The following is a 14,963-nucleotide window of genomic DNA, read 5'->3' as shown; positions in this document are numbered from 1 at the left end:
TTCAGAGAGGAGGCGGCCACCGCTTCCCCTGACTTGAAGAGTCGCGTACGGCGGCCGAAGCGGGTGTACGGTGACCCGTCGTGCGCTTTCGACCACCGTCTGTTCGCTCTTTCCGTGCCGAGTTACTACTCCTCGTCGTTTCCTTCGGGTCTCGGCTCTTCGCCGCGTTCGGCCCGCTCGACTTCGTCGCGAATCGAGTCCAGTTCCGACTCGATGTCGACCGCCGGTGCGTCGTCGCCGTCGCCCTCCGACTCCGCTGTGTCGGCGGTGTCGTCGGCATCATCGGCGGCATCGCTGACGTCCGAGTCGTCGTTCTCCTCGTCGCTGACGGCGATTCGGACCGCGCCGTCGTCGAACGCGTCGTCGCGTCCGTTCCGTCGCGTCGGTTCGTCCCACTCTCGCTCTGCCCGCGTCCGCCTCCCGGTCGAGCGGTCGCGTCGCCGTTCAGCGTCGTGCGTGCGTCGTCGGGTATCGGTGCTTCGCCGGCTGTCGGCGAGACGGTCTTCGATATCTCTTGAGAGTTGCCGCGCGTCCTCGATGATGTCGCGGGACTCGCCGTCCTCGGGCAGGTCGGCCTCCGAGAGCGCACGCTGCAGTTCGGTGAGCGCGCGCTCCAGTCCGTCGACGGCGACGCGCCCCACGTCGTCGGCGCTGCGGAGCGTCGTCTCGCTGGCGTTTTTGCTCTCTTCGCGAATCGCGCGCTCGGGGTCGGCTAGGCGCAGCAGTCGCTGGAACAGTTCGAGCGCCTGAATCGTCGCCTCCAGCGTCGAGACGACCGTCGGGATGGTGTACTCCTCGGTGAACCGGAGGATGTCTCTCGGCGTCGGCGGTTCGAAGGAACGGCGGCGGGGCGTGTGCTCCTCGCGGAGTTCGGCTCGGAGCTCCGACAGCGTCTCCTCTAACTCCCCGAGTAGCTCTTCGAGGTCGTCGTCGCGGCGGCTCATAGCTTTGCGTTGGTTGCCTGCGGTGAATAAGGCTTTGTCCGGTTCCGTGCGCGGTGAGCGTCTGCTCCGTTCCGCGACTAGGCGCGCCGGTACTGCACTGGCCAGTCGACATCGACGCCGAGTTTCTCGGCGGCGTGGAGCGTGAAGTACGGGTCGCGGAGATGCTCGCGGCCGACGATGGCGAGGTCGGCGCGTTCGTTCCGAATCAGCTGGTCGGCCTGCTCGGGTTCGGTGATTTTGCCCACGGCACCGACGGGCATCTCGCCGTCCTCGCGGATGACTTCGGCGAACCGAACCTGATAGCCCGCGCCCGTGTTCGTAATCTGCTGGTCGGGGTGGATGCCGCCCGAACTCACGTCGACGAGGTCCGCGCCCGCCTCCCGAAGCAGCGGCGCGAGACGAACCGACTGTTCGAGGTCCCACGACTCGCGGTCCGGGAGCCAGTCGGTCGCCGAGATGCGGACGAAGACAGGCTTGTCGTCGGGCCAGACGGCGCGCACCGCCGACGTGACCTCACGGACGAGTCGGGTGCGGTTCTCGAAACTACCGCCATAGTCGTCCTCGCGGGTGTTGGTGACCGGCGAGAGGAACTCGTGGAGGAGGTAGCCGTGCGCGGCGTGGACCTCGGCGATTTCGAATCCGGCGAGGTGAGCGCGCTTCGCGGCCTCCGCGAACTGGTCGACGACTACCGAGAGGTCGTCTCCGTCAAGTGCATGCGTCTTCGGGTACGATTCCTCGCGCGGCCACGCCTCGTCCGTCGGGCCGTACACTTCCCACCCGCCGTCGTCGGGCGAGACGGGACCGACGCCGTCCCACGGGCGGTTGGTGCTCGCTTTCCGCCCGGCGTGGGCCAACTGTATCGCAGGGTGGCTTCCCTGCGAGCGGATGAACGACGCGATAGGTGCGAGCGCGTCCGCCTGCTCCTGCGTCCAGATACCGAGGTCGTCCGGCGAGATACGTCCCTCCGGCGAGACCGCGGTCGCTTCGGTCATCACGATACCAGCACCGCCGACCGCTCGGCTCCCGAGGTGGACGCGGTGCCAGTCGGTGGCGACGCCGTCGGGCGAGGAGTACTGACACATCGGCGAAACCATCACTCGGTTCGGAATTTCCGTCCCGCGAAGGGTCAGCGGACTGAACAGCGAATCCGTCATTGTCACACGTAGGAGGTCATCTACAAAACGCCTACCGACTTCGCCCGGTGCCGGCACCCACAATATTTATTGTACACTCTATCGTCTCTTTTCGAAAGATGAAAACCCCCGGGCAAAATTCATTCACCGTAGCTCTCTCCGAGCTGAAACGACGGGGGTGCAACATCCTCGTCGTCGGGTCCTCCGAACCCGACGCACGGCAGTCGCTCACTCGTCGCCTCCTCGGCGACGCGACGACCGAACCGCGCAAGCGACTGTTCGTCTTCACCGATGGCGTCCACACCCACGAACGCCTCGGCAACGGTCCCCGAGACGACGACTCGCTTCGCGTCGTGACGCAGTCGTCGGTTGTTCGCGGCGCGGCGGCGACGGAGGGTCTCCCCGGCTCTACCCTCGGCGGACCGGTCGCCCACGAGTACGTCGAAGCCGGCGACCTCGGGTCGCTCTCGTGGGCTATTGGCGACGCCATCACCTCCTTCCAGTCCAACGGTCCGCTCGAAACCAGCGAGTTGCGGCTCTGTCTCGACTCACTGCAACCGCTTGTCGAGGACCACGGCGTCAAGTCGGTTCGACGCTTCGCCAGCGTCGTCGGCGGCCGAGTCAAGTCCGTCGCAGGAATGGCGCACTACCACCTGTCGGTTCCCAATGACGACCCCGTCGTCGACGAACTCGCCGACGCGTTCGATGCCGTCATCGAACTTCGGATGTGCGACGGCACGCCGGAACACCGCTGGACGTTCCCCGACCGGGCGCTCTCGAACGACTGGATGCCCATCTGAGCGTCGGAAGCGCTCTTTCGAAGGGTCTCGAAGCGGGTTCGGACCCGCTCGCGGTATCGCGCTCTCAGCCAGACCGCTTTAGGGCAACCAAAACATATTTTGCTTTAGGCTCACCTAACTCCATCCATGGCAGTCTCCGACGCCCGCGACGACGACTCCGCTCACCCAGCGGAACCAGAGTTCTCCGTTTCGGCGTGCCAAACCTCACAGAACCGAACCGTATTCACCGAAGACGGCAACAACGACGGTTGGATAGCTACCGACTACACCGTCGTCCTCCAGCAGTAGTCTACACTCCTTCGTCGAACCGCCCGAACCGGGGCCGGGACGTCGTGTCCGTCTCTTCCACGTCGGCGTTCGTACTCACCCGGTAGCGACGCCTTCTTCCTCGCGTTCGCTCGGCGTCCGCGTCGCTACCGATTCGCGATGCTCCCGTCTGCGTCGTTATCGAGTGCGAAAAATACGAGAATGGTCCGGTCTGCCGACTCGCCCTCGTCTCAGTGCGTCGCTTCTTCGAGCACCAGCGTGTCGTCTTCGAGGTAGTGCTCGATGTGGTGGGCGTCCTCTTCGACTTCGACCAGAATCTGCCGGAGGATCTCCTCGGTTGCCGGGTCGCCGAGGTTACCGGCGAGCTGGATGTGCTCGCGCAGGTCGACGATGATGTCGCCGTACATCTCCAGATCGTTCTCCAGCGACGTGCGAACGTCGTAGACGTCCTCACCTTCGAACTCGACGGTGGCGCGCTCCTCCTGGTTCGACGGGCCGGCGACCGGGACGCCGCCGAGCGCCTGCGCGCGTTCGGCGATGATGTCGGCGCCTTCCTCGATGTGCTCGTACGCCTCCTCGAGGAAGCGGTGGAGTTCGAGGAACTCGGCGCCCTCGACGTTCCAGTGGTGCTTCTTCAGTTGGTGGTAGAGCACGTACGCGTTCGCGAGGTCGGTGTTGAGCGCGTCGATAATCTGCTCGGCTTTGTCCTTCTCGATACGGAGCGCTGTCTCCTCGACTTTGTCGGCAGGCTGACGAACTGTCTTCTGGGTACTCATAACACTCCATCGTACGGACGCCACCCACTTAAACCTTGACTCTACAAAAATTCTTTTTCGGCTTTCCAAAAAATTCTTTCTCTATGTGTCGTTGATGTGTTCGTACTACACCGAAACGTCGCCGGTCGATGGAGCGGCGCCGCCGCGTCCGAACGTGACGATTTCGGGCCGCTTCACTCCTCAAAGATACCGACGAACGCCCGCTGTTCGACCAGTACGGTCGGGTCAAGGTCGGTGACGAGGCCGCGCTCGTCCCGACTCAGCGCGGCGGCGACGGTTCCGCCCGATCTCACGACGGCGGACCGTCCGGCGTACTCCGAGTTCGACGCCAACTCCGAGGCAGGTCGTCTGCGCGACCGCCACAGTCGCCATAGCACTGAAGTTCGGACAAAACCCTTGTCAGTCACTCGCCCTGATACGCCGCGATAGATGCATATAGTTGGATGTGTACTAGTATCATGCTGGTTGTTACCACAGTACGTTCGACCAGCATCGTGCGGCTGCGAACGGCGCGGGTTCGTCATGGTCCCGCGCGGGTAGGGTCGCGGCCGCAATTTCCCTCTCTCACGGGGGGCAAAGGGAAACGCTCTTTTGGCGCACGTGCGGAGATTCAGCATATGACTGACGGGGATGACGAGACGCCGACCGAGGCGACCGACGACGAGGAGTCGGCCACGGACGCATCGTCCGAGATCACGGCCGAGAGCCTCGACGAGCGCCTCGACACCGCCGAGGAGAAACTCGACGCGGCGGAGACGGAAGCCGACCTCGACGAGGCCGAGGAGACGCTCGATAGCATCGCCGCCGACCTCGAAGCCGCCGAGTTGCCGGAACCGGAGGACGAAGAGGAGGAGAGCCCGCAGGAGGAACTCGAATCACGCCTCTCCGACCTGCGCGACGAGCTCGAATCCCAGCGCGGACCGTACGCCGAGGACGTGGCCGAGAACGTCGAGGAGGCGAAGACGAAGATAGACGAGACACGCTGGACCGACCGCGGTGAGGGCGAAATCGCCGAAGCCGTCGAGTCGTTCCTCGACACCGTCGCCGAGATCTTCGAGGAGGACGACGAGAGTGGCGCCGTCGTCGACGCGGCCGTCTCCACCGGCGACAAGAGCGACCTCGTCTCCGCGCTCGACGCCGTCGTGAAGACGGTAAAATCGGCGTCACTCGATGCCGACGAGGACGAAGAGACAATCGCGGCGCTGCTCGAGGCGACCGAGACGCTCCAGTCGGACCTCGAAGACGCCCAGGAGTGGGACGACCTGGAGACGCGCGAACAGCTCGAGGCTGAAGGCTTCTACGACGTGCTCGGCCACTACAAGGACTACCCGCCGGAGTGGAGCGCGCTGAAAGAACACGAGAAGCGCGGCAACGTCGAGATGGTGCTGCTCGCACTCGACAGCCTCCAATCCGACTTCATGGAGGAGCACTGCCTCGAAGCCATCACGCGGATGAACGACGCCCGCGCGTTCGACGCGATGCACCAGCGCGCCCAGAAGCGCGACAAACCCAGCATCAGGGCGCTCGGCAAGATGGGGTCGGGCGCGCTCGACGCCGTCGAGACGCTCGTCGACTACGTCGACACCGACAAGGACCCTGCGCTGCAGAAGGTGACGTTCAAGGCGCTCGGCGAGATCGGCAGCGAGGAGGCGACGCAACCGCTGGCGGACAAACTCGTCATGGACAACGACAACGTCCGGCCGCACGCCGCCCGTGCGCTCGGCCTCATCGGCGACGCGCGCGCCGTCGACCCGCTCACCGACACGCTCGAAGACGACGCGAGCCCGAACGTCCGCGCGAGCGCGGCGTGGGCGCTCCGGCAGATCGGCACCGAGAAGGCGCTGAAAGCCGTCGCGGACCACACCGACGACAACTCGTTTATCGTCCAGCACGAGGTCGACCGGGCGAAGCAGGCGCTCGAGGCGACGACGCCGACGGCGTAAGAAGACGAACGGTTCAGTTTTTCACGCGAGGAACGTCGAGAGGAACAGCAGCGCGAACCCGAGCGCGATGGAGAAGCCGCCGACGCGGCCGAGCCACGTGTGCTCGCGGACCTCCTGCGGCGAGATGTCGATGGTGTAGCCGTTGAAATCGGGATCGTACTCAACGTACGTCGGTTCCTGAAAGAACTCCATGAAGACGAGCGCGCCGCCGAGCGCGCCCAGCGCGTAGCCTGCCAGTTCCAGACCGGTTACGATATCGACCATGACTGTCTCACCGTCTGTCGGAGCCAAAAAAACACCGAAGCGAACGTTTGTCGGCGGAGACGGGACCACTCCGTGTCGTGCGCCGAGGAATCGCGGTCGTTCTCTGTCTGCTCGCCGTCTGCGCGGGAGTGGCGTCGCCGACGCCCGTCTCGTCGACGCCTGTCCCGTCGGCATCCGTCTCGTTGACGCCTGATTCGGCCCCATCCGTCTCGCCGACGCATCCCGCGTCGACGGGCATGCCCTCGACAGCTGCCGAGGCGAGCGAGGCCTCCGGCCGCATCGTCGAACTCTACCCGAACCCCGTCCGCGACGGCGACGTCGGCGAGTTCGTCGTCGTCGAAATCGAGGGCAGGGAGAACTGGACGCTCTCGGACGGGGAGTCGACCGTCGCGGTTCCGTCACCCGGCCGCGTCGCGCTGGCGTCCGAGCCGCGGATCCTCACCGCCCCTGGCAACGCGGAGGACGCCGTCGTCGCCGAACTCGACGCTGCCGAGGAGTCGATAGACGTGCTGCCGATCGTCGTGCTGCCGATCGTCGGCGGTCCCCGACAGCCGTTCGTCTGGGCGACGGTGCGGGCCGCCGAGAAGGGCGTTCGCGTCCGCCTCCTGCTCTCCGGCCTGTGGTACGCCGAAGAGGAGAACCGCGCCGTCGCCGACCGACTGAACGAGTGGGCCGACCGCCACGACGCGCCCCTGTCGGTTCGACTCGCGGACCCGCGGGGGCGGTACGGGAAGGTCCACGCGAAGGCGTCCTCGTCGACGGCGAGACGGCGCTCGTCGGCAGTTTCTACTGGAACAATCACTCCGCCCGGGAGAACCGAGAAGTGATCGTCGCGTTAGAGGGAGACGAGGCCGCGGCGTATTACGGCGAGGTGTTCGCCGCCGACTGGCGGGCCAGTGGCGGTGACAAGAGCCGGCTGTTCCCCGTCGTCGTCGGAGTGGCCGTCGTCGCGGCGACGGCGTTGGCCCTCGTCGTCGGGGCGAGAGAAATTGAGTTCGAGTGAGCGTGCGCCGAGCTGTGAGCGAGTCGCGTCTTAGTCAAGCGCCGCCGTGCTCGACAGTTCGTCGTCGATGTCGGCTTCGGCCATCTTCTCGACGAGGCTGTCGATGACCTCCTCGCGCATCCCCTTGACGAACTTGATGGAGCCGACGACGAGGTGGCCGCCGCCGGAGACGCCGCCGCCTTCCACCTCTTCGTTGAGTTCGGCGACCATCTGCGGGATGTCGAGGCGGACGCCGTCGGAGCGCAGGACGGCGAAGTCCGGCCCGTAGCCGATGGTGATGACGGGTTCTCCCGTCTCCTGGACCTTCCGGTCGTGGAGTTCGCCCGTCGTCTTGCCGGGTGCAGGGTAGGTGAAGCGGTGCGCGAAGTTGTCGAGGTCGACCGTGTAGAGGCGGGCGTCGCTCTTGAGGCGCTCGTGCTCAACGTGGTCCTCGACGGCGTCCAGTTGGACTTCGACGTCGCGTTCGGCGCGCGCCGACAGGAACTCGACGAGTTCGCGGTGGCGCTCGTCGTCGTCGCAGCCGACGTTGAGCACGTCGTTGACGAGCGCTTTGCCCTCGCTGTAGCGCAGCCAGTGCGCGGCGTAGTCCAGCGCCTCGCCGATGTCGCCGATGTCCTCGCGGTCGTAGCCCTGCTCCTCGGCGAGGTCTACGAATTCCTCCATCACCTCGGCCTTCGAGCGGTCCGCCAGTCCGGCGACGGCGGGGACGTGGCGGAGTTCGTCGGTGATGTCGGGGTCGATCATCCGCGCGAGTTCGACGCACATCATCCCGGTGGTGATGCGGTAGTCCTCGTCGTAGAGGTACGGGTTGACGTGGGCGTCGAGCAGTGGTTCGACCGCCTCGGGGTCGGGGTGGTGGTGGTCGACGACCGCGATGGGCATGTCGTAGTGCGCGAGGTTCTGGTAGGCGGGCACGTCCTCCTCGGTGCTGCCGTTGTCGAGCATCAGGAGGAGGGGGAGCTTCTGGCCGTGGCGGGCCTGCCCTTCCAGTGCGAAGTTGAGGTCGCGCGTCACGTCCTCCATCTCGTAGAACGGCGCTTTGCTCGGCAGTCGCTTGAACAGGTGCAGCGGCGCATCTGGGTTCTCGTGTACCTCGGCGATAAAGTTCTCCAGCGCGAGCTGGACCGGAATCGACGCGCACATGCCGTCGCCGTCGGCGTGGTGGCGGACGCGAATCGGGCGGCCCTCTAGTACCGTCCGGCGGAGCAGGTGGGCGACCTCCCGGAGGTCGTCGCGGAGCTTCTCGAACGCGGGCCACTCGACGAGCGGTTCGACGGTGTTCGGCTCCGCGCGTTCTTCGAGGGCGGCGTCGAGACGGGCCGCGACGGTTTCGGCGCGCTCGCCGTCGAGCGCGCGCATCGAGGAGACCTCCAGTTGCGTCGTGCCGTCGTGGGTCTCGACCCGGCCGTCGAGGCGGACGAGGTCGTCGAGACCGAGCTCGGGGTACGCGCGGACGCCCGCCTCGTCGAAGGCGGCGCAGGAGACGATTCCGGTGTCGTCGGCGACGTGGAAGATGGTCGGGCCGCCGGTCTGTTTTATCTGCGCGATCCGACCCTCGACGGTCGCGTCGGTGCCGGTCGTCAACGACGCGACAGCGGTGATGTCGGGTTCGTGGTCGACGGCTTCGGTTCGGTAGTCGTCGGGGTCGACCTCGTCGAAGGCGAGGTCGCCGTTCTCCTTGATCTCGACGAGTTCGACGACGAGGCTGTCGCCGACGCCGTACGAACCGTCGAGGTTCGACTCGTGGACGAGTCCGGAGACGTTGTCGGAGACGTCGACGAAGACGCCGTAGTCGACGACGCCGTTGACGGCGGCGTGGTACAGTGCCCCGGTCTCCACGTCTGCGGCCGTGCAGTCGGGATCAAGGTCGTAGACGACGGGTCTCGAATCCGACCCTGCGCCGGAATCTCCGGCGGTGTCATCGGTCATGGGCGTGCTACGTGGGGGTCCCGCCTTAAGCTTTACATCCTGTCTCGACGGCTCGACGGTCCGGCGGTTCGGCCGCGAGGGACCTTCCGGAACCCTTAGAAGGCGACGGGTCGGAGTGTGTGCTATGCGGCTCTTCCGGTCGAGCGATCGCGAACTCCTCGGAATCGCCGCCGAGACGCTCGATTTCGTCCTCGAAGCGTCCGAGGAGACCCATCCGAACGAGTACATGGGGTTTCTCCGCGGCGAGGACGCCCACGACCTCGGTTTAGATCGCGACGGCACAGTCATCACCGACGTGTTGGTGATTCCGGGCACCGAATCGAACCCCGTGAGCGCGACGGTCAAGACGAGCATGGTCCCCAACGACAGAGACGCCGTCGGTTCGGTCCACTCGCACCCGAACGGCGTGCTCCGCCCGAGCGACGCCGACCTCGCGACGTTCGGCAACGGCGACGCTCACATCATCGTCGGCGCGCCGTACGGCCGAAACGACTGGCGCGCGTTCGACCGAGAGGGCAAGCGACGAAAACTCGACGTGCTCGACGTCGACCTGCCGGACGACGAAGCGTTCTTCGATTTCACGCAAGAGGACATCGACCAGGAACTCGCCGAGGACTCATGATTCACGAGGATTTCGACGCATGACGACGGTAATCGCACAAGGCACGTTCGACCTGCTCCACCCCGGCCACGTCCACTACCTCTCGGAGGCCGCCTCGATGGGCGACGAACTCCACGTCATCGTTGCTCGACGCGACAACGTCACCCACAAGAAGAAACCGGTTCTCTCCGACCGCCAGCGCCGGGACTTGGTCGCCGCGCTCGCCGTCGTCGACGAGGCGCACCTCGGCCACCGCGAGGACATCTTCGTCCCAATCGAGGAGATTCAACCCGACCTCATCGTCCTCGGCTACGACCAGCACCACGACGAGGCGGCTATCGAGTCTGCGTTGGCCGCCCGCGGCATCGACTGCGCCGTCGAGCGCGCCTCCGCGCGCGAACCGAAGTATCCCGACGAACTACTCTCGACGGGCGACATCATCGAGCGGATTCTCTCTCGGCGCGACTGCTAACTTCCGCTCGGATACGCGTCGCTCAGGGGCGTTCGACGTCGGACTCCGCGAGTATCTTCTCGACCGTCTCCCAGTGGTGTCTAACCCTGTCGGTCGGCCGATACCGCGCGCCGTATCCCTCGGTGAGCGGTTCGAGGATATCGTTTTCGACGAGAACGTCGAGGTGGTGGCGAACCGTCTTGTAATCCAACCCGAGGTCCGCGGCGAATTGGTTGGCGTTGCGGGCTTCTTCGTCGGCGGCGACGAGGAGTCTGAGGCGGTTGTCACCGCCGCGCGTGCTCGTCAGCACGTACCAGAGGATTGACTCCATCAGTGAGTGAGAGTCCACCGACCGACCTAAACACATCGCCGGAGCATACAGGCCCGGGGCGCAGGTTCCTCCTCAACGCGTTTGCTACGTCGTGAACAGTTCCGTCTCCTCGGGAATCGAGAACAGCCCCATCCGGACGCCCGCGTCCAACCAGCCGTAGCCGTACGAGAACGACGCGAGCGCGTTCACCCAGTCGTCGGTCTCCCGGAAGTGGCGGCCGTCGTCGAGATACGACTCGGCCATCTCCCGGCAGTCGTCGGCCATCGCCGACAGCGGCGTCCCGTCCGGCGGCACCGCTTCGGCTTCGTCGAGGGCGTCGGCGAGCATCCGCTCGTAACGCGTCGTCTTCTCTTCGAGGTCCGCAGACATACCTCCGGATGTGCGCCTCGTCGCCTAAGCGTTCCCCTGTCGTCGCGACGAGGGCCGCCGCGTCGTCGCGCTCGCGTCCGACTTACTGTTGCATCACCCGCGTCGAACAGCACAAATTAAATACAAACCCGCGGCCAACAGTGGTCAATGACAGACGTATCTGCGGAAGACGGATTCGTCGAACACCGGCGGCTCATCGTCGCCGGAACGGGCATCGCGGGACTCACGGCGGCCATCTACGCCGCCCGCTCGAACAACGACCCGCTGGTGTTCGAGGGGACCGAACCCGGTGGCCAGCTGACGCTCACGACGGAAGTCGACAACTTCCCAGGCTTCCCGGAGGGAATCAGCGGTCCCGAGCTCGTCAACGACATGAAGACGCAGGCGAAGCGCTTCGGCACGGAGATCAAAAACGGCGTCGTCGCCGACGTCGACGACTCCCAGCAGCCGTTCCGCGTCGAACTCACCAACGGCGACGTGTACACGACTGACGCGCTCATCGCCGCCTCCGGCGCGAGCGCCCGGACGCTTGGTATCCCCGGCGAGGACGAACTGATGGGGTACGGGCTGTCGACCTGCGCGACCTGCGACGGCGCGTTCTTCCGCGACGAGAAGATCGTCGTCGTCGGCGGCGGCGACGCCGCGATGGAGGAGGCGACGTTCCTCACCAAGTTCGCCTCGAAAGTGTACATCGTCCACCGCCGCGAGGAGTTCCGCGCCGAGGACTACTGGATCGACCGCGTGATGGAGAAGGTCGACGACGACGAGATAGATCTCGTGCTCAACACCGAAGTGACCAAACTCCACGGGTCGCCCGAAGAGGGCGTGAACACCGTGACGATGGTCCGTCACCCGGAGGGTCACCCGACCGACCGCCTCGACGACCCCGAGACCGAGGAGTTCGAGTTCGACGCGGGCGCGGTGTTCTACGCCATCGGCCACACGCCGAACACCGAGTATCTCGAAGGGACGGACGTGCAGATGGACCCCGAGGGCTACCTGAAGACGAAAGGCGGCTTCGGAGGCGGTCAGACCGAGACGGACGTTCCCGGTATCTTCGGCGCGGGCGACGTTGTCGACTTCCACTACCAGCAGGCCGTCACGGCCGGAGGAATGGGCTGTAAGGCCGCCATCGACGCCGACGACTACCTCGAAGGGCTCGAACGGACCGAAACCGGGGCGGCGGAACCCGCGGCCGCCGAGTCCGACGACTGAGAACGCGGTTTCATTCTGCAGTTCTTTTTCTCGCGTCCCGCGCGATCTCGAACGCTCGATTCACCCCGATACCACAGCCCCTTTATCTCGCACGCCCGTCGAACCCCTATGGTCGACACCGAGACGTACACCATCGAAGGACCCGACGGCGACAGCGACTCCGTCGAACTGCCCGCCGGACTCGTCGACGTGCTCTCCGAACAGGGCGAGCAACCGACGGAAGTCGTCGGCGACATCTTACTGCTCTCGTTCGTCCAGCGCGCGCACGCCATCGTCCACCACTCGGAGGGGGAGACGCCGGAGGACCTTGTCGAGATCAACGAGAAAGGCGAAGAACTGTTCGAGGAGCGCTTCGGCATGACGCTCGCCGAGGCGACGGGTCACTCGCACTGAACGGTCTAACCCGTCACGCCGACATTCTTCTGTGTGGCGACCGTCGCCAGCGTCGCAACAGTGTCACCAGCGAAGTCACTGCTGACGCCACAGAATCTGACGTCGGAAACGGAAACGTCGGGTCGACGGAGCAGCGATGGCCGCTGTTTCTGCGCAGTAGGCGGAGCTAATCTCATCTTTCGCCGAGATTTCGTCCGGGAGAACCGACAGGCGAAGGCGTAATTCGCCCATCTTCACTATTCGCGTTCGGCTAACTATCTCTCGGAGAGATTGTTCACCAAAGTACGAACTATAACTAATCGGGTCGCAGTTGCACGTGAGAGTGCGATGACCTTCACAACGACAAACGGCGGACGATGCGCGGGGTGGCACGGATGCTAGCCGAACTCGCGAACGCGACGGCGGCGGTTCCATTGCAGTCCGGCGGGTTCCTCGAACTCGCTGTGCTGTTCATCGTGCTGGCTATCGTCTCCTACGTAGTCGGTGCGCGAGGAATCGCTGGCGTCACGATGGAGATCGCCCGGATCCTCATCCTCGTGTTCATCGTACTGGCGATACTGTCGTTCTTACTGTAGCGAATCGCACTCCCATTTTTTGCCGTGCCGACGCCACCGAGCGGCGCATGGGCCGTCTGTCGAGCGAGCGCTCGCTCCGTTGCCGACGGCGTAGCTGTTTTACCTTCTTGTGCGCCATCGCCTCTCATGCATCCACGCGCACAGGCGTTCGCCGAACGCGCCGCCGACGCCTACGACCTCGACGTGACCGTTCGCGAGTTTCCCGAAGGGACGAAGACGGCCGCCGACGCCGCCGACGCTATCGGCTGTGAAGTCGGTCAGATCGCCAGCAGCCTCGTCTTCTCCGCCGCGAACGGCGGGGCGACAGGGACGGAGACGCTCGTCGTCGCCGTCACCAGCGGCGCTAACCGCGTCGACGAGGGGACGCTCGCCGGCGAACTCGGCGTCCCCGCCGACGCCGTCTCGATGGCCGACCCCGAACTGATTCGGGAGCGAATCGGCTGGGCCATTGGCGGCGTCCCGCCGTTCTGCCACGACTCGGACGTCCGAACGCTGCTGGACCCGACGCTCACCGAATACGAGACGGTGTGGGCCGCCGCCGGGACGCCCAGCGCCGTCTTCGCGCTCACGCCCGAATCGCTTCGAGAACACGCCGACGCCGACGTGGTCGACGTGACGACTAGCACGACGTGACGACTGGTACGACGTAACACGAAGCTATATGTTCTAGAGGGCTAAAGAGTGAATTAGATATGTCTAATCTACGGTGGTCGACCGATGGGTGAGTTCGTACCCGTCGCTCAGGCCGGTCTGCCGAACGAGCTGTTCGACATCTTCCTTGGATCTATACGCGACGGTTTCGTGCAGGTAAGCGCGTTCGTCGCGGTGACGGTGTTGCTGTTCAGTTACGTCCAGTATCGGACCGACGGTCGGCTCGTCGAGCGCCTTGAATCCGAGGAGAAGTACCAACCGCTCGTCGGCGCGCTGATGGGGTTGACCCCGGGGTGCGGCGGCGCTATCGTGATGATGCCGCTGTACGTCCGCGGGAGCGTCTCCTTCGGGACGGTGGTCGCGACGCTGGTTGCGACGGCCGGCGACTCCGCGTTCGTCATCATCGCGCTCGCACCCGAAGCGGGACTGTACGCCTACGGACTTGCCTTCGTCTCGGCGGTCGTCTTCGGCTATGCCATCGACCGCTTCGGGATGGGTGTGGGCCGCGTCGACAGCGCGGTAGCCCGCATGGGCCGAACGGTGACCGACGGTGGCGTCGCCGCACCCGCCGTCGGCAACCAAGTCCACCATTACGAGGACGTCCAGAGCTGCGAAGTCGACGGGACCATCCGCGACGCCCCAGTACTCCGCCGCGTGAGCCAAGCCGCCCTCGCGCTCTGGTGGGTCGCCGCCGCCGGTGGTCTCGTCGCCGGCGTCCTCTACCTGATTCGAGGCGCGCCCGAGGTGCCGATGATCGCCGACGCGAGTTTCGCGGGCGCGTTCACCGTCTTCGGTCTCGTCGGGACGACGCTCTCGTTTTACCTCTACTTCGTCGGTCGACGCTACGTCGGCCACGGCCACGTGGGACAGGCCCGCGACACGTTCAGAAACGTCTACGAGACGCTCACGCACGCGGCGATGGAGACATCGTTCGTCACCGTCTGGGTCATCGCGGCGTACCTCCTGTACGAGTACGGCATCCTCCTGACCGGCGTCGACCTGCAGGTGTTCGCCGCCGCCGCGGGCGTTCTCGCGCCCATCGGCGCGGCACTCGTCGGGTTGATTCCCGGTTGCGGCCCGCAGATCCTGCTCGCGACAGCGTACGCCGAGGGCGCGATCCCGTTCTCGGCGCTGACGGCGAACGCCATCAGCCAGGACGGCGACGCACTGTTCCCGCTCCTAGCCATCGACAAGAAGGCGGCCATCGTCGCCAGCATCTACACGACGGTTCCGGCGCTCGTCGTCGGTATCGGTCTCCACCTCGCGTTCGGCCCGATGTTCGGCTTCGGGGTGCTCTGAGCGGATGGGAGCGAAAAAC

General features: G+C 65.4%; 19 protein-coding genes. 11 read left to right on the top strand and 8 right to left on the bottom strand.

What is annotated here, in order from left to right:
- Window positions 1-125 precede the first annotated feature (125 nt).
- Together LAQ58_RS09185 and LAQ58_RS09180 are read right to left on the bottom strand one after the other, a co-directional pair.
- Entirely contained in the window at window positions 126-944 is an 819-nt protein-coding gene (locus tag LAQ58_RS09185) for a DUF7547 family protein (protein ID WP_224447149.1), read from the bottom strand.
- A 77-nt stretch (window positions 945-1,021) separates the two neighbouring features.
- Window positions 1,022-2,098, bottom strand: coding sequence for an NADH:flavin oxidoreductase/NADH oxidase (locus LAQ58_RS09180; protein WP_224447148.1), 1,077 nt, complete (start codon window positions 2,096-2,098; stop codon window positions 1,022-1,024).
- 98 nt (window positions 2,099-2,196) lie between these two features.
- Between LAQ58_RS09180 and LAQ58_RS09175 the strand changes: the two genes are divergently transcribed.
- Complete coding sequence (locus LAQ58_RS09175) at window positions 2,197-2,877, top strand: DUF7504 family protein (protein WP_224447147.1); 681 nt, start codon at window positions 2,197-2,199, stop codon at window positions 2,875-2,877.
- 126 nt (window positions 2,878-3,003) lie between these two features.
- On the top strand, window positions 3,004-3,165 hold the full coding sequence (locus LAQ58_RS09170) for a hypothetical protein (RefSeq protein WP_224447146.1): 162 nt from the start codon (window positions 3,004-3,006) through the stop codon (window positions 3,163-3,165).
- A gap of 209 nt (window positions 3,166-3,374) precedes the next feature.
- Here LAQ58_RS09170 and dpsA read toward each other — a convergent pair whose 3' ends face one another.
- Window positions 3,375-3,920 (bottom strand): DNA starvation/stationary phase protection protein DpsA, encoded by a 546-nt coding sequence (gene dpsA / locus LAQ58_RS09165; protein ID WP_224447145.1) that lies wholly within the window; start codon window positions 3,918-3,920, stop codon window positions 3,375-3,377.
- A 617-nt stretch (window positions 3,921-4,537) separates the two neighbouring features.
- On the opposite strand from dpsA, the gene LAQ58_RS09160 reads away from it, so the two are divergent.
- The gene (locus tag LAQ58_RS09160) at window positions 4,538-5,863 is read left to right on the top strand and encodes a HEAT repeat domain-containing protein (RefSeq protein WP_224447144.1); all 1,326 of its coding nucleotides are present in this window, start codon (window positions 4,538-4,540) and stop codon (window positions 5,861-5,863) included.
- A 21-nt stretch (window positions 5,864-5,884) separates the two neighbouring features.
- On the opposite strand, the gene LAQ58_RS09155 is transcribed toward LAQ58_RS09160, so the two are convergent.
- Window positions 5,885-6,127: a hypothetical protein gene (locus LAQ58_RS09155; protein WP_224447143.1), complete on the bottom strand. Its 243-nt coding sequence runs from the start codon at window positions 6,125-6,127 to the stop codon at window positions 5,885-5,887.
- A 7-nt stretch (window positions 6,128-6,134) separates the two neighbouring features.
- A complete protein-coding gene (locus tag LAQ58_RS19085; protein ID WP_425490641.1) occupies window positions 6,135-6,407 on the bottom strand; it encodes a hypothetical protein in 273 nt (90 codons plus the stop codon).
- A 339-nt stretch (window positions 6,408-6,746) separates the two neighbouring features.
- Between LAQ58_RS19085 and LAQ58_RS19080 the strand changes: the two genes are divergently transcribed.
- Window positions 6,747-7,130 carry a phospholipase D-like domain-containing protein gene (locus LAQ58_RS19080; protein ID WP_425490640.1) on the top strand — a complete coding sequence of 128 codons (384 nt, stop codon included), beginning with the start codon at window positions 6,747-6,749 and terminating at the stop codon, window positions 7,128-7,130.
- Between the two features lie 30 nt (window positions 7,131-7,160).
- Here the strand turns inward: LAQ58_RS19080 and han are convergent, their stop codons facing one another.
- Window positions 7,161-9,059, bottom strand: a complete 1,899-nt coding sequence (gene han, locus LAQ58_RS09140; protein WP_224447140.1) for a Hef-associated nuclease — start codon at window positions 9,057-9,059, stop codon at window positions 7,161-7,163.
- 124 nt (window positions 9,060-9,183) lie between these two features.
- Here han and LAQ58_RS09135 point away from each other — a divergent pair, with 124 nt between their 5' ends.
- Both LAQ58_RS09135 and LAQ58_RS09130 read left to right on the top strand, forming a co-directional pair.
- Complete coding sequence (locus tag LAQ58_RS09135) at window positions 9,184-9,681, top strand: Mov34/MPN/PAD-1 family protein (protein WP_224447139.1); 498 nt, start codon at window positions 9,184-9,186, stop codon at window positions 9,679-9,681.
- A 19-nt stretch (window positions 9,682-9,700) separates the two neighbouring features.
- Window positions 9,701-10,132: an FAD synthase family protein gene (locus LAQ58_RS09130; protein WP_224447138.1), complete on the top strand. Its 432-nt coding sequence runs from the start codon at window positions 9,701-9,703 to the stop codon at window positions 10,130-10,132.
- Window positions 10,133-10,154: 22 nt separating this feature from the next.
- On the opposite strand, the gene LAQ58_RS09125 is transcribed toward LAQ58_RS09130, so the two are convergent.
- Together LAQ58_RS09125 and LAQ58_RS09120 are read right to left on the bottom strand one after the other, a co-directional pair.
- Window positions 10,155-10,442 (bottom strand): winged helix-turn-helix domain-containing protein, encoded by a 288-nt coding sequence (locus LAQ58_RS09125; RefSeq protein ID WP_224447137.1) that lies wholly within the window; start codon window positions 10,440-10,442, stop codon window positions 10,155-10,157.
- Between the two features lie 84 nt (window positions 10,443-10,526).
- Complete coding sequence (locus LAQ58_RS09120; RefSeq protein WP_224447136.1) at window positions 10,527-10,811, bottom strand: DUF357 domain-containing protein; 285 nt, start codon at window positions 10,809-10,811, stop codon at window positions 10,527-10,529.
- A gap of 147 nt (window positions 10,812-10,958) precedes the next feature.
- Here LAQ58_RS09120 and LAQ58_RS09115 point away from each other — a divergent pair, with 147 nt between their 5' ends.
- The 5 genes from LAQ58_RS09115 (at window position 10,959) to LAQ58_RS09095 (ending at window position 14,944) form a co-directional block, all read left to right on the top strand.
- Window positions 10,959-12,026 (top strand): NAD(P)/FAD-dependent oxidoreductase, encoded by a 1,068-nt coding sequence (locus LAQ58_RS09115; protein ID WP_224447135.1) that lies wholly within the window; start codon window positions 10,959-10,961, stop codon window positions 12,024-12,026.
- Window positions 12,027-12,134: 108 nt separating this feature from the next.
- On the top strand, window positions 12,135-12,419 hold the full coding sequence (locus LAQ58_RS09110; RefSeq protein ID WP_224447134.1) for a DUF7545 family protein: 285 nt from the start codon (window positions 12,135-12,137) through the stop codon (window positions 12,417-12,419).
- Between the two features lie 374 nt (window positions 12,420-12,793).
- Window positions 12,794-12,994, top strand: a complete 201-nt coding sequence (locus LAQ58_RS09105) for a DUF1328 family protein (RefSeq protein ID WP_224450144.1) — start codon at window positions 12,794-12,796, stop codon at window positions 12,992-12,994.
- A 126-nt stretch (window positions 12,995-13,120) separates the two neighbouring features.
- Complete coding sequence (locus LAQ58_RS09100; RefSeq protein WP_224447133.1) at window positions 13,121-13,627, top strand: YbaK/EbsC family protein; 507 nt, start codon at window positions 13,121-13,123, stop codon at window positions 13,625-13,627.
- 84 nt (window positions 13,628-13,711) lie between these two features.
- On the top strand, window positions 13,712-14,944 hold the full coding sequence (locus LAQ58_RS09095; protein ID WP_224447132.1) for a putative manganese transporter: 1,233 nt from the start codon (window positions 13,712-13,714) through the stop codon (window positions 14,942-14,944).
- Window positions 14,945-14,963: the final 19 nt, after the last annotated feature.

This window comes from Haloprofundus salilacus (assembly GCF_020150815.1).
Classification (GTDB): domain Archaea; phylum Halobacteriota; class Halobacteria; order Halobacteriales; family Haloferacaceae; genus Haloprofundus; species Haloprofundus salilacus.
Note: the sequence above shows the minus strand (reverse complement) of the source record. Positions and strands in the feature narration are given on the sequence as shown.